This window comes from Methylobacterium sp. Leaf361 (genome assembly GCF_001424445.1).
In the GTDB taxonomy this organism is placed as follows: Bacteria; Pseudomonadota; Alphaproteobacteria; order Rhizobiales; family Beijerinckiaceae; genus Methylobacterium.
The window spans coordinates 272,570-291,542 of the sequence record NZ_LMPY01000012.1; the positions used below are offsets into that span (position 1 = coordinate 272,570).

Annotated in this window: 15 protein-coding genes; 9 read left to right on the plus strand and 6 right to left on the minus strand. The window is 72.9% G+C overall.

What is annotated here, in order from left to right; genetic code table 11:
* Positions 1–26: 26 nt before the first annotated feature.
* Together ASG32_RS10880 and ASG32_RS10885 are read right to left on the minus strand one after the other, a co-directional pair.
* On the minus strand, positions 27–2,384 hold the full coding sequence (locus ASG32_RS10880) for a penicillin acylase family protein (protein WP_056525608.1): 2,358 nt from the start codon (positions 2,382–2,384) through the stop codon (positions 27–29).
* Positions 2,381–3,925 carry an acetolactate synthase large subunit gene (locus ASG32_RS10885; protein WP_056526133.1) on the minus strand — a complete coding sequence of 515 codons (1,545 nt, stop codon included), beginning with the start codon at positions 3,923–3,925 and terminating at the stop codon, positions 2,381–2,383. The genes ASG32_RS10880 and ASG32_RS10885 overlap by 4 nt, the downstream gene beginning before the upstream one ends.
* A 209-nt stretch (positions 3,926–4,134) precedes the next feature.
* Between ASG32_RS10885 and ASG32_RS10890 the strand changes: the two genes are divergently transcribed.
* A complete protein-coding gene (locus tag ASG32_RS10890; RefSeq protein ID WP_056525610.1) occupies positions 4,135–5,736 on the plus strand; it encodes an ABC transporter substrate-binding protein in 1,602 nt (533 codons plus the stop codon).
* Between the two features lie 4 nt (positions 5,737–5,740).
* Positions 5,741–7,132 (plus strand): amidase, encoded by a 1,392-nt coding sequence (locus ASG32_RS10895; RefSeq protein WP_056525612.1) that lies wholly within the window; start codon positions 5,741–5,743, stop codon positions 7,130–7,132.
* Positions 7,133–7,243: 111 nt separating this feature from the next.
* Here the strand turns inward: ASG32_RS10895 and ASG32_RS10900 are convergent, their stop codons facing one another.
* Entirely contained in the window at positions 7,244–7,531 is a 288-nt protein-coding gene (locus tag ASG32_RS10900) for a hypothetical protein (RefSeq protein ID WP_244491889.1), read from the minus strand.
* 178 nt (positions 7,532–7,709) lie between these two features.
* Entirely contained in the window at positions 7,710–8,414 is a 705-nt protein-coding gene (locus tag ASG32_RS10905) for a sigma-70 family RNA polymerase sigma factor (RefSeq protein WP_056525618.1), read from the minus strand.
* 202 nt (positions 8,415–8,616) lie between these two features.
* On the opposite strand from ASG32_RS10905, the gene nthA reads away from it, so the two are divergent.
* Genes nthA through ASG32_RS10920 form a run of 3 tightly spaced genes read left to right on the plus strand, consistent with a single transcriptional unit; the run spans position 8,617 to position 10,264 of the window.
* Positions 8,617–9,288 (plus strand): nitrile hydratase subunit alpha, encoded by a 672-nt coding sequence (gene nthA, locus ASG32_RS10910; RefSeq protein WP_020093711.1) that lies wholly within the window; start codon positions 8,617–8,619, stop codon positions 9,286–9,288.
* Positions 9,285–9,944, plus strand: coding sequence for a nitrile hydratase subunit beta (nthB, locus tag ASG32_RS10915; RefSeq protein ID WP_056525621.1), 660 nt, complete (start codon positions 9,285–9,287; stop codon positions 9,942–9,944). Before nthA ends, nthB begins: the two co-directional genes overlap by 4 nt.
* A complete protein-coding gene (locus tag ASG32_RS10920) occupies positions 9,941–10,264 on the plus strand; it encodes a nitrile hydratase accessory protein (RefSeq protein WP_056525624.1) in 324 nt (107 codons plus the stop codon). The genes nthB and ASG32_RS10920 overlap by 4 nt, the downstream gene beginning before the upstream one ends.
* Here ASG32_RS10920 and ASG32_RS10925 read toward each other — a convergent pair.
* The gene (locus ASG32_RS10925; protein WP_056525627.1) at positions 10,252–11,127 is read right to left on the minus strand and encodes an MBL fold metallo-hydrolase; all 876 of its coding nucleotides are present in this window, start codon (positions 11,125–11,127) and stop codon (positions 10,252–10,254) included. The genes ASG32_RS10920 and ASG32_RS10925 overlap by 13 nt on opposite strands.
* Before the next feature lie 206 nt (positions 11,128–11,333).
* Complete coding sequence (locus ASG32_RS10930; RefSeq protein WP_056525630.1) at positions 11,334–12,344, minus strand: SDR family oxidoreductase; 1,011 nt, start codon at positions 12,342–12,344, stop codon at positions 11,334–11,336.
* A 190-nt stretch (positions 12,345–12,534) separates the two neighbouring features.
* On the opposite strand from ASG32_RS10930, the gene ASG32_RS10935 reads away from it, so the two are divergent.
* The 4 genes from ASG32_RS10935 to pbpC all read left to right on the plus strand — a co-directional run bounded on the left by ASG32_RS10935 (position 12,535) and on the right by pbpC (position 18,954).
* Positions 12,535–12,804, plus strand: coding sequence for a hypothetical protein (locus ASG32_RS10935; protein ID WP_020093716.1), 270 nt, complete (start codon positions 12,535–12,537; stop codon positions 12,802–12,804).
* A gap of 154 nt (positions 12,805–12,958) precedes the next feature.
* On the plus strand, positions 12,959–16,372 hold the full coding sequence (locus tag ASG32_RS10940; protein WP_056525633.1) for an acyl-[ACP]--phospholipid O-acyltransferase: 3,414 nt from the start codon (positions 12,959–12,961) through the stop codon (positions 16,370–16,372).
* Between the two features lie 154 nt (positions 16,373–16,526).
* The gene (locus ASG32_RS10945) at positions 16,527–16,742 is read left to right on the plus strand and encodes a hypothetical protein (protein ID WP_056525636.1); all 216 of its coding nucleotides are present in this window, start codon (positions 16,527–16,529) and stop codon (positions 16,740–16,742) included.
* 139 nt (positions 16,743–16,881) lie between these two features.
* Positions 16,882–18,954 (plus strand): penicillin-binding protein 1C, encoded by a 2,073-nt coding sequence (pbpC, locus tag ASG32_RS10950; RefSeq protein ID WP_244491907.1) that lies wholly within the window; start codon positions 16,882–16,884, stop codon positions 18,952–18,954.
* Positions 18,955–18,973: the final 19 nt, after the last annotated feature.

Consider the following 18,973-nt stretch of genomic DNA (forward strand, 5'->3'; position numbering starts at 1 on the left):
TGTCCCAATCCCTCCCGGCCGCCGGGTCAGGCGGGGCTCGGGGTCAGCGTGATGACCGTCTCGGTCGCCGCGTCCACGGCCGCGCGGCCGTAGAGCATCGGCACGTAGTCCTGGCGCCCCCAGACCGGGGCCAGGTCGGCGTAGTGCGGACTGCTCGGGTCCCCCGACTGGCCCGGCACGTTGATGAAGACCGCGCGGTCCCAGTCGCCCACGTCCACGACCATGCGGAACGAGGCGCCGTGGGTGAGCCGGAACGTGTCGGTCCGGTACTCCGCGTGCATGACCGATGCCGCGGCGCCGCCCACGGGCAGCGGGCCGACGTCCCAGCCGGATCCGGGCGCCAGGGCCGTCAGCGGGTGCGCGAACAGCGCGTGGTGCAGGCGGCCCCAGGACCAGTCCGCGGGGTCGGCGCCCATCCGCTCCCGGCAGGTGCGAAGGCCGGCGCCGAGGGCGTCGGTGAGCAGGGACGCGCGGGTCGCCGGGTCGAGACCGGTCTCCAGCCGCTCGATCAGGCTCTGCGTGTCGCCGGGCGGGAGGAGGCGGCGTGTCCCGGCATCGGGCACGAGCGCCGCGACCAGGGCCGGGCGGAGGTGCCGCACCCAGACCACCTCGATGAGGGCGGCCGCCGCGGAGCCGTGGTGCAGCGCGCCGTCGAACGCGGCCAGCAGGGCCTGGGCCGCGGCGGCGTCGGGATCGCCCGCCGCCGGCAGGGCGCGCATCAGGTCGGCCAGCCGCCGGGCCGGCTCGGAGACCACGTCGCCCTGGAGCGCCCGCGAATCCGCGAGGCTGTGCCGGTCCTGCCCGCCGAGGACCGCCCGGATGCGGCGGGCGCGCCAGGGCTCGGCCCACTCGAACCCGACCCTCCGGTCCTCCGCGGGATAGTCCGGCGGCAGGTTCATCTCGTTGGCGGTGGCGAGCCAGCCCGCTTCCGGATCGACGCTTCGGGGCAGGGCGGCGGGATCGTGGAAGCCGGCCCAGTCGTAGCGGCCGTCGCCCGGCGCCGGCAGCAACCCGTCGTGGCCGGGCCGCACCGGCGCCTTGCCGGCCATGAACCACGCGATCCGCCCCGACGCGTCGGCGTAGAGCTGGTTCACCGAGGGCGCCGACCAGTGGCGCAGGGCCTCGCCGAAGCCCTCCGGCGTCGTGGCGCCGAGATAGGCGAGGCTGCCGAGATAGGCAGCAGCGCCGGGCTCCGACCAGACGGTCCGCAGCGCGAAGGCGCGGCCCCTCTCCTCGCGGAGGACCGGCCCGTGCCGGGTGAAGCCGAGGATCACGGTCTCGTCCGGGCCGCCGCGCACCGGGATCCGCTCGGCGACGCGCGCGATCCGCTCCCAGCCGTCGCCGGAGCGGTAGCGGTCGGGATCGGCCGGGTCGGTCGCGCAGACGAACAGGTCCTCCTGATCGATCGGCGCGATCGTGAGGCTGAAGGCGGCGTGGCCGTTATGACCGATGGAGATGCCGGGCAGGGCCGGCTCGCCGGCCCCGATCACGTCGAGCCCCGGCGCGGTGAGGTGGACGGCGTAGCGCAGCGAGGGCTGCAGGTAGACCCGGTGCGGGTCGCTCGCCAGGATCGGCCGCCCGGTGGCGGTGCGGGACGGCGCCACCGCCCAGTTGTTCGAGCCCTCGGCCGGCTCCTTCGGCGCGGCGCGGGGACCGCGCGTGACGGCCCCGTGCGCGTCGACCTTGGACCAGTCCCAGGCCTCGGCGCGCGTCGCCGCCATCCGGTCCGGGTCGAACCCCACCGTCGCCGTGGCCAGCCGGAAGGCGTCGAGGAGATCGTCGGGCCAGTCGGCGGCGTCGAGCCCGTCCGGGATGACCGGGTCGTGCGGCGGGCTGATCCGCTTGCGCAGGTCGTCGACGGCCAGCCCGTCCGCCAGGCTCCGAGCCCGGGCGAGCACCCGGGCGCGGGCGACCTCGGAGAGGACGTTGCGGATCAGCGCGTGGCTGCGGATGCGCACCACGTCCTCCGGCTGCCACAGCGCCGGGCGCGTGTCCGTCACGGCGAATTCCGGCGGGCGCAGGTCGGGCCGCGCCTCGGTGAGGGCGACGTAGGCGTTGATCCCCGCCACGAAGGCGGTGACGATCGCCCGCGTGTCCTGCGGCCCGTAGGCCGCCCACTCGGCCGCCATGTCGCCGCGGTAGAGGAACAGCCGGGCGGCCCGGTCCTGGGCGAGGTAGCCGGGTCCGAAATCCGCCGCCAGCAGGCCGAGGCCACGCTTGCGCCAGAGGTCGAGCTGCCAGAGCCGGTCCCGGGCGGCGTTGAACCCCTGCGCGCGGAACGCGTCGAGCGCGGTGCCGGCGCGGATGTGCGCCAGCCCCCAGCGGTCGACGCGGATCTCCGCCGGCCCGTCGAGGCCGGGGAGGGCGTAGGCCGTCCCGCTCACAGAGCCACTTCGATGAGATGCGGCCCCTTGCTGGCCAGCGCGTTCTGGAACGCCTCGATGAAGTCCGGCAGGGTCTCGACCCGCCGCCCCGCGACGCCGAAGCCGCGGGCGAGGCTCACCCAGTCGATGGCCGGATCGTCGAGGCTGAGCATGCCCAGCGCCTTCGGACCGGGATTGAGCGCGCCGACATTGGTGAGTTCGGCCCGCAGGATCGCGTAGGACCGGTTCGACCAGACGAGCGTCACCACGTCGAGGTGCTCGCGGGCCTGGGTCCAGAGCGCCTGCACCGTGTAGAGCCCGCTGCCGTCGGCCTGCAGGTTGATGACCTTGCGGTCGGGGCAGGCCACGGCCGCGCCGGTCGCCATCGGGATGCCCAGCCCGATCGAGCCGCCGCTGAGCTGGAGCCAGGTGTGGGGCGCGGCGTCCCGGGTCAGGGCGAAGAAGTTGCGGCCCGTGGTGATCGACTCGTCGCAGATCACCGCGCCCTCGGGGATCAGCGCGCCGAGCACCTGCCCGATCGTGTCCTGGTCGAGGGGACCGGAGGTCGGGAGCTTCGGCCGCGGCCCGACGGCGACCGGCTCGGCGGGCGGGGCCGCGACGGCCTCGGCGAGCCGCTCGAGGGCGTCGATCTGATCCTCCTCGGGCGTGGCCAGCGTGATCGTGGTGCTGCCCTCCGGCGCCAGGAGGCTCGGCTTGCCCGGGTAGGCGAAGAAGCCCACCGGCGGGGTCGCGCCGATCAGGATGATGTGGCGGAAGCCCTTCAGGGCGTCGATGCCCTGGTCGATCGGGTAGGGGAGGCGCTCGATCGGCACGGTGCCGGCGCCGCGATCGATCCGGGCGTTGGAGGTCATCGCCATCAGCCGGGCGCCGGTCTTGCGGGCGATCCGATCGGCGATGACCCGGCCCTCGCCCCGCACGGCCCGGTCGCCGAGATGCAGGAGCACCGGCTCGCCGCTCTGGAGAGCCTTCACGGCCGCCGCGATTGCGTCGTCGCCGGCCCGCGCCCGCTCGGGGATCGGCGGCACCGGCGCGGGGCCGGCGCCGGGATCCCAGGCGGTGTTGGCCGGCAGGATCAGGGTCGCGACCTGTCCCGGGGCGGTCCGGGCGGCCGCGATGGCGGCGGCGCCGTCGGAGCCGATCTCGGTCGCGCTCATGCCGGTCCGCACCCAGGAGGACATCGGATGGGCCAGCCCCTCGATGTCCGAGGTGAGCGGCGCGTTGTACTCGCGGTGGTAGGTGGCGTGCTCACCGACGATGTTGACCACGGGGGTGCGCGCCTTCTTGGCGTTGTGGAGGTTGGCCAGCCCGTTGGCGAGGCCGGGCCCGAGATGGAGCAGGGTCGAGGCCGGCTTGTCGGCCATGCGGGCGTACCCGTCGGCGGCGCCGGTCGCCCCGCCCTCGAACAGGAACAGGACGCAGCGCATGCCCTCGACCCGGTCGAGGGCGGCGACGAAGTGCATCTCGGAGGTGCCGGGATTGGTGAAGCAGACCTCGACCCCGCCCTCCACGAGGGTCCGGACCAAGCTCTCGGCCCCGTTCATGGCGCGCGGCGTCTCGTCGGTCACGGGCGTCTCCTTCGGGGGCCGGCCGTCCGGGCTGGCGACTCGCATTTTTTATTATCGTGGCGCAGCGGGCGCCACGCGCAAGGGGCGACGTCCGGCATCTTCTGTTCGCCGGACGCAGGGCCTAAGCCTGAGCGTGGCGCGGGAATTGCGCCCGGCGCGCCGCAACTTCGACGATTGGGATCCGGATGACATCTCGCCGCCTGATTGCCGCCGCCCTGGCGGGTACCGTGGCCCTGACGGGATCGGCCAGCGCCGAGAGCGTCCTGCGCATCGCCATGACGGCGAGCGACATCCCCACCACGACGGGCATGCCCAACAACGGCTTCGAGGGGATGCGCTTCCTCGGCTACCCGATCTTCGAGGGGCTGATGCAGTGGGACCTCAAGAGCACCGCCAAGCTCGCCGGCATCGTCCCGGCGCTGGCTGAGCGCTGGGAGCAGGACCCGAACGACAAGACGGTCTGGACCTTCCACCTGCGCCAGGGCGTGAAGTTCCACGACGGGACGTCGTTCAACGCCGACGCGGTGATCTGGAACCTCGACCGCTACTTCAAGAACGACAGCCCGCAATTCGAGCCGCAGGGCGCGGGCATCTCCCGGGCGCGGGCGCCGCTGGTCGGGAGCTACAGGAAGGTCGACGATTCGACCGTGCAGATCACCACCACCCAGGTCGCCTCCTACTTCCCCTACATGGTGGTCTACCTGCTCTTCACCTCGCCCGCCTCCTTCGAGAAGGCCGGGCGCGACTGGAGCAAGGTCGCGGCCCTGCCGGCGGCCGGCACCGGCCCGTTCAGGATCACCCGCGTCGCCCCGCGGGAGGCGGTCGATCTCGCCAAGTTCGACGGCTACTGGGACCCGAACCGGATGGCCAAGGTCGACAAGGTCCGGCTGCTGCCGATCCCGGAGGCCAATGCCCGCGTCGCCGCCCTGCGGGCCGGCCAGGTCGACTGGATCGAGGTGCCGGCGCCCGACGCGATCCCGTCGATGAAGCAGGCGGGCTTCACCATCACCACGGGCTCGTACCCGCATGTCTGGCCCTACTTCTTCAACATGGGCGCCAAGGACAGCCCGCTGAAGGACGTCCGCGTCCGGCAGGGCCTGAACTACTGCATCGACCGGGCCGGGATCGTGGAGCTCCTCAACGGCACCGCCGAGCCCGCGAGCGGGTGGCTGAACGACCGGGACCCGAATTTCGGCAGCCCGAAGAACCGCTACACCTTCGACGCCGCGAAGGGGAAGGCGCTGCTGGCCGAGGCCGGCTACACCGACAAGAAGCCGCTGAGCCTCAAGGTGATGATCTCCTCCTCCGGCTCGGGGCAGATGCTGCCGATGCCGATGAACGAGTACCTGCAGGAGAACCTGAAGCAGGCCTGCAACGTCGACCTGACCTTCAACGTGGTCGAGTGGCAGGTGCTGCTGAATGCCGGCCGCGCGCTACCCGACGCGCCGACCCTCCAGGGCGCGATGGCGCTCAACGTCTCGTCGCCCTCGTCGGACCCGGCCGTCATGGCGCGCTACTTCGCGGGGGACCGGTTCCCGCCGGCCGGCTTCAACTTCCCCACCTGGAAGGACGACGCGTTCGACGCCGCCCTCAAGGCGCTCGCCGAGACCACCGACGCCAAGGTGATCGACGCCCAGACCAAGGTCGCCCACGAGCGCCTCGTGGACAATCCGCCCTGGCTGTTCGTCGTCCACGACCTCAATCCCCGCGGGATGTCCAAGAAGGTCCAGGGTTTCGTCTCGCCGCAATCCTGGTTCGTCGACCTCACCCTCGTCAGCGTGCAGTGACCCTATGCCCGACATCGATCCCGTACACGCCTCCGCGGCCGAGCTCGGCCGCGCGATCCAGGCGCGGACCCTCTCGCCGGTCGACGCCGTCGACGCCCTCCTCGGCCGGATCGACCGGCTGGAGCCGAAGCTCCAGGCCTTCACGGAGGTCTTCGCCGCCGATGCCCGCCTCGCCGCCGAGGGGGCCGACCGGGCGATCCGGTCCGGCCACGCCGTGGGGCCGCTCCACGGCGTCCCGGTCGTGCTCAAGGACCTGATCGACCTGGAGGGCCGGATCACCATGGGCGGCTCGGCCGCTCACCGGGCGCGCCGGGCCGCGCGCACCGCGACGATCGCCCGGCGCCTCATCGGCCAGGGCATGATCGTGCTCGGCAAGACCCACACGGTGGAGTTCGCCTACGGCGGCTGGGGCACGAACCAGCATCTCGGCACGCCGTGGAACCCTTGGGACGCCGAGACGCCGCGCACCCCCGGCGGGTCGAGCAGCGGCACCGGCGTGTCGGTGGCGGCCCGGATGGCGCCCTGGGGCATCGGCACCGATACCGGCGGCTCGGTGCGCCTGCCGGCCTCCTTCTGCGGGCTGACGGGCCTCAAGGTGACGGTCGGGCGCGTCTCGACCTGGGGGATCGTGCCCCTCTCGATGACCCTCGACACGCCCGGACCGCTGGCCCGCACCGTGGAGGACACGGCGCTGCTCTACGAGGCGATCTCCGGCCCCGATCCCCGCGATCCGACGACCCGCGGGGTCGCGCCGGACGCGCCCTGGCCGGCGCTGAACCGCGGGGTCCGCGGCCTGCGCCTCGGCCGGATGCCGGCCTCGGAGCGGGACGGGGTCGCCCCCGACATGCTGGCCGCCTACGACGCGGCCCTCGACCTCCTGGCCCGGCAGGGCGCCGAGATCGTCGACGTCGTCCTGCCGTTCCGGTTCAGCGACTGCGTGGCCATGAGCCAGATCACCAACGCGGAGGCTTACTTCGTTAACGGGGATTTGGCGGAGGATCCGTCCGCCCAGCTCGGCGACGCCGTCCGGGCCCGGATCCTGGCCGGCGCAAACGTCTCGGCCCAGGAGTATCTCGGCACGCTCCACCGCCGGGCCACGATGAAGCAGCAGTACGACGCCGCCCTCGCGGGCATCGACGCCCTCCTGACGCCGACCACGGAGAGCGCGGCCGTCGCGCTCGACGCCGTCGACGAGGCGCACCTCCCGTCGCGCTTCACCCGTTTCGGCAACCTGCTCGATCTCTGCGCCCTGGCGCTGCCGAACGGCTTCACCGCGTCCGGGCTGCCGCTCTCGCTGCAGATCGTCTGCCGCGGCTACGAGGAGACGACGGCGCTGCGGATCGGACAGGCCTACCAGCGCGCGACCGACTGGCACCTGCGCCGGCCGCCGGTGTGAGACCCGCGGAGTCTCGGCGCCTCCGGCGTTCGGCAGCGGACCTGCCGACGCCCCCATCCTGCGGGAGACCGCGGGCGATCCGGTGACGCGGAGACGGGATCCACGGCCCCGTCAGGCCCGCCAGAAGGTCAACAGCCACCAGACGCCCGTCAGAACGAACCAGAGGAATCTCACACCTCTGATGAGTTCATTGATCCCGAAATACTCCATGAGGAAGCCGCCCAGGCAGGCCACATAGATGAAGGCGATGACCGTGGCCGTGGCCGGCGTGAGGATCCCGAATCCCCAGACCGCGGCGACGACGGCGAGGCCGAACGCGCACAGGCCGAAGGCGAGAAGGACGGGATGCGCCGCGCACCACTGCGCCACCCTGTCGTTGTCTGCGGACACGTGCTGCATGTGCGCCCCCGAATCGATGACTGACATCGACCATAAGGGCCGCGGCGTCCGGTTCTCGTGACGACGCGCACAGGATCGGCGCGGGCCCGGCGGCGGATCCACATCCTGCGTGCGGCGGCTCGGTGCGGCGGTGCCGGAGCGCGGCAGCGTCAGGCTGCGCCGCTCGGGGACGCATCGATCACGCGGCCGGAGCCTGCCCGGCCACGACGACGCCGAGCGTGTCGAGGAGCGACGACCGGGCACGGCTCACCCGGCTCTTCACGGTGCCGACCTGGCAACCGAGCATGACCGCGGCCTCCTCGTAGGTGTGACCCTCGGCACCCACCAGCAGCAGCGCCTGACGCTGCGCGGAGGGCAGGTCGCCGAGACGCTCCCAGACGACCTTGAGGGTGCTGGCATCCTCTTGGTCGGACGGGCTGGTCATCTGCCCGGCATGCGTCCCGTCCACGTCCTCCACCTCGCGCCGCGTCTTGCGCAGGTCGGTGTAGAACTGGTTGCGCAGGATCGTGAACAGCCACGCGGTGAAGTTGGTGCCGGGCCGGAACCGCTGCTGGTTGGCCCAGGCCTTCACGAAGGTCTCCTGCACCAGGTCGTCGGCGCGGCTCACGTCGCCCACGAGCGACAGGGCGAAGGTGCGCAGGGCCGGCAGGGCTTTGATGATGTCGCCGCGGAAGTCGAAGGGGACCGTCTCGCCGTGCGCCGTGACCGCCGCCTCGAAGCGGGACACCAGGGCCGCGAGCTGCGCCGGCAGGGGCTCCAGCTCCACGACCTTGAAATACTCCCGGATCGGCAGGGCGAGGTGCTGGCCGATGGAAGCGGCGTAGCCGGCCCCGTCCCGGGTGCCCGCGCCTCCGTCTGGCCGGTCCGCAGCGTCCTCAGTCATGAACGTTTCCGCCTCCAACGCTGGTATACTGGAATAGCTCTAACGTCGGTAGCGGTGGAATCCTGAACCGATGCCAAACGCTCCCAATTGTGACAGGGAATTTAAGCATGGTGACCGGGGTGACAACGGCGGCCGGATCCGGGCCCCCGGGCTGGCAGCGGCGGGCCGGTCGATGCAGAGTGCGCAGCGTCAGGAGAGCGGGATGACCCACGATCACGCGCAGCACGCGCATGGCCACGACGATCACCACCACGATCATCACCACGGCAGCGACCTGTCGCCGGTCGAGGCCCGGGTGCGCGCCCTGGAATCGCTGCTGACCGAGAAGGGCTACGTCGACCCGGCGGCCCTCGATGCCCTGGTCGAGCTCTACGAGACCAAGGTCGGCCCCCACGCGGGGGCCCGGGTCGTGGCCCGGGCCTGGACCGACCCCGCCTTCCGGGCGCGGCTCCTGGCTGACGCCACGCCGGCCATCGCCGAGTTGGATATCGGCGGCCGCGGCGGCGAGCACATGGTGGTCGTCGAGAACACGCCGGAGATCCACAACCTCGTCGTCTGCACCCTGTGCTCCTGCTACCCGTGGCCGGTGCTCGGCCTGCCCCCGGTCTGGTACAAGGCGCCGCCTTACCGGGCGCGGGCGGTGATCGACCCGCGCGGCGTGCTCGCCGAGTTCGGCGTGACGCTGCCGGAAACCACCCGCATCACCGTCTGGGACTCGACGGCCGAGACCCGCTACATGGTCCTGCCGATGCGCCCGACCGAGACCGAGGGCTTCTCCGAGGAGGCCCTGGCCGCCCTCGTCACCCGCGATTCCATGATCGGTACGGGCCTGCCCAGGGCGATCCCGGTCGCGCCCGCGGAGATGCCGGTATGAACGGAGCCCAGGATCTCGGCGGGGCGCACGGCTTCGGGCCGGTGGTGCCGGAGCCGGACGAGCCGGTCTTCCACGCCGCGTGGGAGCGCCGCGTCTTCGCTCTGGCCATGGCCATGGGCTACACGGGCGCCTGGAACCTCGACGGCAGCCGGGCCAACCGCGAATCCCTGCCGCCGGCGGAATATCTCGCGTCGAGCTACTACGAGATCTGGCTCAGGGCGCTGGAGAAGCAGGTCGTCGGCACCGGGCTGGTGACGCCGGCCGAACTGGCGAGCGGCCGATCCGCGGAGAAGGCCAAGCCCGTCGCGCGGGTCCTGGCCCGCGAGGGCCTGGAGCAGCGCTTCCGGGCCGGCTTCCCGAGCAGCCGCGCCGCCGATGCCCCGGCGCGCTTCGCGGTCGGCGACGCCGTCCTGGCGCGCAACAGCCACCCGACCGGCCACACGCGGCTGCCCCGCTACGTGCGCGGCAAGCGCGGCCGGATCGTGCGCGTCGACGGGGTCTACGTCTTCCCCGACACCAACGCCTACGGGTCGGGTGAGAACCCGACCTGGCTCTACACGGTCGCCTTCACCGCGCAGGTACTGTGGGGCGAGAGCGGCGACCCGGGCGGAGTCGTCACGGTGGCGGCCTTCGAACCGTACCTGGACCCCGCGTGACCGCGCCGTCGCCCAGCCCCTTCGCGGCGCCCTGGGAGGCGCAGGTCTTCGCCCTGGTGGTCTCTCTGCGCGAATCCGGGCTGTTCACGTGGTCGGAATGGGCGGACCGCCTCGGCCGCCAGATCCGCCCCACCGAGGCCCCCGAGCAGGCGGCCGATTACGGCGCGTGGCTCGCGACGCTGGAAGCGCTCCTGGCCGAGCGTGGCGTGGCGGGGCCCGAGAGCGTCGCGGCGCGGACCGAGGCCTTCCTGCGGGCCGCGGAGGCCACGCCCCACGGCCAGCCGATCCGCCTGGAGAACGACCCGCTCTACCGGCCCTGAGCCCGCAGGCTGTCGAGCGGCACCGGCGCGGCGTGCGATCGGCCGCTCATCAGCTGGTCGAGCAGGGCCAGAACCTCGGCCCGCCCGCAATTGCGGGCGGGCTCGAACGGCGTCCAGGTCTGGGTGAAGTCGAGGCGCTCGAACACGTCGCGGTAGCGGCGCAGCTCGCTCGGCGTGAGCGGCACCCCGCGCACGAAGGCCTTGTGGGCCGAGATCGTGGTGGCGCGTCGGAAATCCGCCGGGTCGAGCTCGAACTTCAGGGCGTCGCCGCAGAAGCAGATCTTTCGCCCGCGATCGTACAGGATCGCGTGGCCATCGAAATGGCCGGCGGTGCGGTGCAGCTCCAGCCCCGGCAGCGGCTCGAGGAAATCGTCGTAGGGCCAGCTCACCTGCAGCGCCGCGCTCCACGCGAAATCGGCCGCCGGCAGGCACACCTCCGGGTCGAACCGGTCCTGGAGCTGCGTCAGCGCCCCGTAGGAATGCGGGTGCGAGGCCGAGAGCACAGCCATCCCGCCGAGCCGCTCGATCTGGTCGAGGGCGGCCTCGCTGAAGACCGGGCAGCCCTCGAAGCCCATGTTCCCGTGCTCGGTCTGGATCAGATAGGCGGACGGCCCGATGCCGGAGACCGGCTCGTTCCAGAAGCGCCAGACGCCCGGCTCGAGCTCCTGCCAGTGGCAGGGAAAGGCCTCCTGCGCCTCGCGGGCGGTGCGGAAGCGCCAGCCGTCCTGCGGCACGACGTGGCGGGCGTCGAGGCACATCGGGCAGGCGGCCGGCACCTCGAAGTGCCGCTGCCAGAACCCGCAATTGTCGCAGGTGTAGGCGGGCAGCTTCAGGGCGCCCGCGAAGGGCAGATAGCCGGGCATCGTCTGGGACCTTCCTCGGGGCAGTGTCTATAAGATGGCCCCGGTTCAGCCGCCCTCTCCGTCATCGCGAGCGCAGCGAAGCGACCCAGGGCAGCGCGACACCGGGGAGCGTAGCGCCGGCTGGATTGCTTCGCTCCGCTCGCAAAGACGGCGGCACGCCTATCAACCGGAACGGGTGTAACAGGCGGCGCGGTCGGTTACAGCTGTCAGGTCCGCCCGGGCAGGCGGCGCGCCGACCGGGCGGCGTGGACGGTGCCGGCGAGGCCGACGAGGGCCAAGCCGACGAGGCCGCCGACCACGACGTCGCGGGTGCGGCTCGTGACGAACTCGGCGCGGCTCGCCTTGGTCCGACCGGAGAAGCGCCCGTCGATCCCGGCCGGGCCGGGCACTGGGGCCTCGAGATTGCCCGCCATCTCGGGGATGGTCTCGTCGGAGAGCTGGGCCGACCACATGGAGGCGGCCTTGCGGTCGGCGAGCGCCGGCGCCAGCGCCTGGGCGGCCGCCATCATCACCGAGGACCGGCCGACCCAGACCTCCCGGCGCGGGTGCTCGACCGCGTACAGGATCGCGTCGGCGCAGAGCCGCGGGTCGAAGACCGGGTCCGGCGCGTACTGGCGGTGGCCGGTGCGGTTGCGCGCCCAGTTGAACTGCGGCGTGTTGACCGCAGGCAGGTAGATCACGCTGAGGCTGACATTGACCCGGTCGTGCAGCAGCTCGCAGCGCAGGGCGTCGGTGAAGCCCGAGACCGCGAACTTGGCCGCGCAGTAGGGCGCCTGCAGGGGCGCCGCCCGGATCGCGAGGCCCGACGAGACCTGGATGATCGCGCCGCGGTCGCGCTGCTTCATGTAGCGCAGGGCGGCGAGCGTCCCGTAGACCTGGCTGAGATAGGTGGTCTCGGTCACCCGCCGGTACTCGTGCGGGGTGATTCGGTCGGCCGGGTTCACCACCGTCGACATGGCATTGTTCACCCACGCGCGGATCGGGCCGAGCTCGCGCTCGACCCGCTCAGCGGCCGCGTCCACGGCCTCCGAGTCGGCGACGTCGGCGCCGATCGCCAGCACCGGCTGGCCGTAGGCGGCGAGCGCCCGCTCGGCCGCGGAGAGACGGCCGGGATCCCGCGCGATCACCGCGACCGACCAGCCGCGCGCGGCGAATTCATGCGCGGTGGCGAGCCCGATTCCGGCCGTGCCCCCCGTAACGACCGCAACCCGTGCCATACCGACCTCATCCACGACAGACCGAACCGGCAACACGGTGCGGCGCGCTCGGTTGCGCCGCCCGATTGGGCCGGAACGTCACGGGGATACCGATCGCGACGCCGATTTCGCGGACCGGGACGCAACGTCCGACCGCGGCCGCTGTTGACTGCCTGTAACGCGTCATGCCGAACCATCGAGGGTCGCAGCCATGCGCACTGGACGACGCTTCTCCCTCTTCTCGCTCCCGATCGATCCCTGGCCGCAGGCGTCCCTGGCCGAGCGGACCGCCGTCGGGATGGTCCTGACCGGCCTGCTGCTCGTGCCGGCCTGCGCGGTCGGGGCCGCGCTCCTCGTGTTTACGACGCTCGCGGCCCACGTGTACTGGTCCTACGATCTCGGCGCCTCCCTGCACGCGTTCATCGCCCGGCATGCCGGGGCCGCCGTCGCGCGGCGCGGCCGGCTCGTCCACAAGGCCTGACGCGCGGGAGCGGATCGACGGCCGGGCGGCGTTGAGCCGTGCCGGTCCACACGGCCCGGCCGCGCGGCCCCCGCGATCCCTGTGCGTTCGCCTCGGTCCGATTTGACCTGACGGTCTCTCGTGGGCCAGTCAGGTTCGGAACCGAGAGATCGCCATGTTCCGTACCCTGATGTCTGCGCGGCGCTTCGCGCCGCTGTTCTGGTGCCAGTTCTTCTCGGCGTTCAACGACAATTTCCTGAAGAACGCGCTCGCCTTCCTGATTCTGTTCGGGATCGGCGGCCAGGCGGACGCCCATGCCGGCGTCCTCGTGACGCTCGCGAGCGCCGTGTTCATCGGGCCGTTCTTCATCCTGTCGGGTCTCGGCGGCCAGTGGGCCGACCGCTACGACAAGGCGCTGATGGCGCGGCGGCTCAAGTTCGCCGAGATCTTCGCGGCCGGCACCGCCGTGCTCGGCTTCCTCCTGCACTCGATCCCGGTGCTGTTCGTGGCGCTCGGCCTGTTCGGGACGATCGCGGCGCTGTTCGGCCCGATCAAGTACGGGATCCTGCCGGACCATCTCCGGCGCGAGGAGCTGCCCGCCGGCAACGCGCTCGTTGAGGCGGCGACCTTCCTGGCGATCCTGCTCGGCACGATCGCGGCCGGCGCGGCCTCGGCGATGGGCGGCTCGGGACTCGTGTTCGGCGTCCTGGTGATGGGCTTCGCCGTCCTGTGCTGGCTCTCGGCCCGGATGATCCCGGCGACCGGCGAGGGGGCGCCGGACCTGCGCGTCGACCCGAACGTCGCCCGCTCGACCTACGCGCTGCTGCGCGACCTCTGGGCCGACACGCGGCTGTGGCGCGGCTCGCTCACGGTGAGCTGGTTCTGGCTGGTCGGCGTGGTGGTGCTGTCGCTGCTGCCGGTACTGGTGCGCGGCGCCTTCAACGGCACCGAGACGGTGATCACGCTGCTGCTGGCGCTGTTCTCGATCGGCATCGCGGTCGGCTCCGGCCTCGCCTCGTGGCTCGCCAGCGGCCGGATCGTGCTGCTGCCGACGCCGGTCGGCGCGGTGCTGATGGGCCTGTTCGGCCTCGACCTCGCCTGGACGATCGGCCACCTGCCGGCCCCGCCCGCGGAGCCGATCGGCCCCCTCGGCTTCCTGCAGACCGGCCACGGCCTGCGCACCGGGATCGACTTCCTCGGTCTCGCGATCTCCGGCGGCCTCTACATCGTCCCGTCCTTCGCGGCCGTGCAGGCCTGGGCCGAGAAGGCGATGCGCGCCCGGATCATCGGCGCCGTCAACGTCATGACGGCGGCCTTCATGGTCGCCGGCACCCTGGCGCTCGCGGCGCTGCAGGGCGCTGGCCTCACGATCGCGAGTCTCCTCGCGGTGGTGGCGGTGCTGAACCTGATCGTCGGCGCGCTCGTGTTCGCGACCCTGCCGACGAGCCCGTTCCGCGACTTCCTGTCGATCCTGTTCCGGGCCTTCTACCGTCTGGAAGTGCGCGGCTTCGACAACCTCGCGGCGGCTGGCCCGAACGCCATCATCGCCCTCAACCACGTCTCGTTCCTCGACGCGCCGCTCGCGCTGTCGCTCCTCGAGCAGGAGCCGGTCTTCGCCATCGACAGCGGGATCGCGCAGCGCTGGTGGGTGCGCCCGTTCCTGCGCATCACCAAGGCGATGCCGCTCGACCCGACCCGGCCGCTCGCCACCCGGACGCTGATCAACGCGGTCAAGAGCGGCGAGACCCTGATCATCTTCCCCGAGGGCCGGCTCACGGTCACCGGCAGCCTGATGAAGGTCTACGACGGCGCCGGGCTGATCGCCGACAAGTCGGGCGCGATGGTCGTCCCGGTGAAGCTCGACGGCCTGGAGCGCACCGTCTTCTCGCGGCTGTCGCGCGGGCAGGTGCGCCGCCGCTGGTGGCCCAAGGTGACCGTGACGGTGATGCCGCCGGTGCGGCTGACTGTGGACCCCGCGCTCAAGGGCAAGGCGCGGCGGCAGGCGGCGGGCGCCGCCCTCTACGGGATCATGTCGGACCTCCTTTTCCGCACCGCCGACATCGACCGCGGCCTGATGGCGGCGCTGATCGAGGCGGGCGAGCGCCACGGCTGGGGCCGCAACTCCCTGGAGGATCCGGTCGGCGGCCGCCTCAGCTACAGCCGGCTCGTGATGGGCGCCAACATCCTCGGCCGCAAGCTGATGCCGCTGGCGCCCGTGGGCGGCCGGATCGGCGTCATGCTGCCGAACGCCAACGGCGCCGCGGTGACGCTGTTCGCCCTCGCCTCCGCGGGCCGGGTGCCGGCGATGATCAATTTCTCGGCCGGCCCCGCCAACGTGCTCTCGGCCTGCCGGGCCGCGGAGGTCAGCAAGATCCTGACCTCCCGGGCCTTCATCGAGAAGGGGCGGCTGGGGTCGCTCGTCGAGGCGATCCGCGGCTCGGTCGAGCTGATCTACCTGGAGGACGTGCGGGCCGGGATCACGACGGGGGACAAGATCCGCGGCCTCCTGGCGCCGCGCCGACCCCTGGTGGCGCGCGCCGGCGAGGATCCGGGGGCGGTGCTGTTCACCTCGGGCAGCGAGGGCACGCCGAAGGGCGTTGTGCTCGCCAACCGCTGCATGCTCGCCAACGTGGCGCAGGTGGCGGCCCGGATTGATTTCGGCCCGATGGACAAGGTGTTCAATGTCCTGCCGGTGTTCCACGCCTTCGGGCTCACGGCCGGGCTGGTCCTGCCCCTGGTCTCGGGGGTGCCGGTCTACCTCTACCCGTCGCCGCTGCACTACCGGATCGTGCCGGAGCTGATCTACGGCTCGAACAGCACCGTCCTGTTCGGGACCGACACGTTCCTCACGGGCTACGCCCGGTCGGCCCATTCCTACGACCTGCGCTCCCTGCGCTACGTCGTGGCCGGCGCCGAGGCCGTGAAGGAGACCACCCGGAAGACCTGGGCGGAGAAGTTCGGGCTGCGCATCCTGGAGGGCTACGGCGTCACCGAGTGCGGGCCTGTCGTCGCCCTCAACACGCCGATGTTCAACCGGTTCGGCACGGTCGGGCGGATCCTGCCCGGCATCGAGACCCGCCTCGAGCCGGTGCCGGGAATCGACGAGGGCGGCCGCCTGTCCCTGCGCGGGCCGAACATCATGCTGGGCTACCTGCGCGCCGAGAAGCCCGGCGTGCTGGAGCCGCCGCCGGGCGGCTGGCACGACACCGGCGACATCGTGGCGATCGACCCGATGGGCTTCGTCACCATCAAGGGTCGGGCCAAGCGCTTCGCGAAGATCGCCGGCGAGATGGTGTCGCTCGCCGGCATCGAGACGCTGGCCGCCGAGCTCTGGCCCGACCGTCCGAGCGCGGTGGCGGCGGTGCCGGACGCGCGCAAGGGCGAGCGGCTGATCCTGTTCACGCAGGAGAAGGGCGCGACCCGGGCCGCCTACCAGAGCTTCGCCAAGGGCCGCGGCGCCTCCGACGTCGCGATCCCCGCCGAGGTGGTGGTGCTGGACGCGATCCCGATGCTCGGCACCGGCAAGGTCGACCAAGTGGCCGTCACGAAGCTCGCACTGGAGCGGGCGAAGGAGAACGCGGCGGCCTGACGGTCGCGGCCCCGCGCGCCGCGTCACCCAAACGGGGGATGCGGGGCTCCCCGGGATCCGCTCGTATCGTGAATACAGCCGTGATTCGAACCGCTTGACGCGTTCGGGGCGCGGGTCTGAGGGGGACTCGGGACGCAACGGCGAGGGACAGATCATGCGGAAGGGCAGGCGAGTTCCGGCTTGGCTGGCGAGGCGGACCTACTTCAAGCGGATCGAGCGCTGGGTGAAGCCCGGCAAGGCGCGCAAGGCGGCGCAGCCCCCCGAGACACCGGCCGCCGCGATACCCTCCAACGTCGTGCCGTTCCCGATCCGGATGAATCGGCCGGATCGGCCCGCCTTCGAGGACCTGCGGGGCGTCGGCACGGCCTAGAGGCCGGCTCCGCCGGGGGCTTGCCGGGCGCGCGGGAACACGGGATCCTGCGCCGTCGGAGCCGAGACCGGGAGGATGCGTGCCGCACGACGGGTCGGATCCGCGCGCGTCGGCGCCTCCCCGGAAGCGGGCGAGGGGCCTGCGCGCGGCGCTCGGGGCGACGGCGCTCGGTCTCGGCCTCCTGGGGGCCGGCACCGCCGCGCTCTGGCGCTACGCCGACGCGCTGCCGCCCCTCGACCTGGCCGCGGCCGAATCACGCTCGACGGTGGTGCTGGATCGGTCCGGCACGCTGCTGCGCCCCTTCGCGACCACGGACGGGCGCTGGCGCCTGCCGGTCACCGCGGAGGCGGTCGATCCGCGCTACCGGGCGATGCTGCTCGCCTACGAGGATCGCCGCTTCGCCGCGCATCCCGGCATCGACCCGGCCGCGGTGCTGCGCGCCGCCGGCCAGTGGCTGACCCGCGGCCGCATCATGTCCGGCGCCTCCACCCTGTCGATGCAGGTGGCGCGCCTCGTCGAGCCGCGGCGCGAGCGGTCGCTCGAGGCCAAGCTCCGCCAGATGGCGCGGGCGGTCACGCTGGAGCGGCGCCTCGGCAAGGCCGGATTGCTCGACCTCTACCTGGCGCTGGCCCCCTACGGCGGCCCGCTGGAGGGCGTGCGCGCGGCGAGCGTTGCGTATTTCGGGCGCGAGCCGGTCCGGCTGACCGCCGCGCAGGCGGCCCTGCTCGTCGCCCTGCCGCAATCGCCCGAGACCCGCCGTCCGGACAGGTTTCCCGAGCGCGCCCGCGCCGCCCGCGACCGGGTCCTGGCGGTGGCCGTCGCGCGGGGCATCCTCACGGCGGCGGAGGCCGAGGCCGCCCGGGCCGAGCCGGTGCCGACGACGCGCAAGCCGTTCCCGATGCTCGCGGCGCACGCCGCCGAGGAGGCGGTGGCGGCCGATCCCGGTGCCGCCACGATCCGCCTCGCGATCGACGGGCGCCTGCAGGAGCGGCTGGAAACCCTGGCGGCCGAGCGCGCCGCCGCCGCCGGCCCGGACCTCTCGGCCGCGATCCTCGTCCTCGACAACCGAGACGGCCGGGTGCTCGCTCAGGTCGGCAGCGCCGGGTACCTGGACCCCGCCCGGCGCGGCGCCATCGACATGACCCTGGCGGTGCGCTCGCCCGGCTCCGCGCTGAAGCCCTTCGTCTACGCCATGGCCTTCGCGGACGGTCTCGCGCATCCCGAGACCCTGTTGGAGGATCGCCCGGCGCGCTTCTCGGCGAGCTACGCGCCGGAGAATTTCGACCTGACCTTCCAGGGCACGGTCACGGCCCGGCGGGCCCTGCAGCTCTCGCTGAACGTGCCGGCGGTCGAGCTGATGGACGCGGTCGGTCCCGCCCGCTTCATCGCCCGGCTGCGCGCCGCCGGGGCCGGGATCCAGCTCCCGCGGGAGGCGGCCCCGGGGCTGCCGGTCGCGCTGGGCGGACTCGGCATCACGGTCACCGACCTCGCCCGGCTCTACGCGGGGCTCGCCCGCGGCGGCGCGGTTCCGGACCTGCTGCGCCGCGCCGACGGGGTCGCGGCCGAATCCCGGCACCGCGTCGCCGAGCCCGTGGCGGCCTGGTACATCGCCGACATCCTGCGCGGGACACCGCCGCCGGAGAACGCCCTGCCGAACCGCATCGCCTACAAGACCGGCACCTCCTACGGGTACCGCGACGCCTGGGCCGCCGGCTTCGACCGCCACGCGACGATCGTCGTCTGGGCCGGGCGCCCGGACGGTGCCGCGGTGCCGGGGCTCGTGGGCCGCACCGTCGCGGCGCCGATCCTGTTCGACGCCTTCGCGCGCCTCGGGATCGAGACCGAGCCGGTCCCCCAGCCGCGGGACGCGCTGGTGGTCGGGACGGCGGGCCTGCCGCCGCCGCTGCGGCACCTGCGGCGCGAGGCGGCCGAGGCGGCGGCACCGGCGCTGCGGATCGCCTATCCGCCGGACGGGGCGCGGATCGATCTCGGCCTCGCGGCGGACCGGCACGGCGCCGCGGAGGGCGGCCCGGGTCTCGCCCTCAAGGCCCTGGGCGGCGTGCCGCCGCTCACCTGGCTGGTCGACGGTCAGCCGGTCGTGCAGACGCCGCGGCGGAAGGCCGAGTGGGCCCCGGGGGGCGCGGGCTTCGCGCGGATCTCGGTCCTGGACGCGACCGGCGCCAGCGACAGCGTGTCCGTCCGCCTCGAGTGAGCCGACGGCGGGGTCCTTC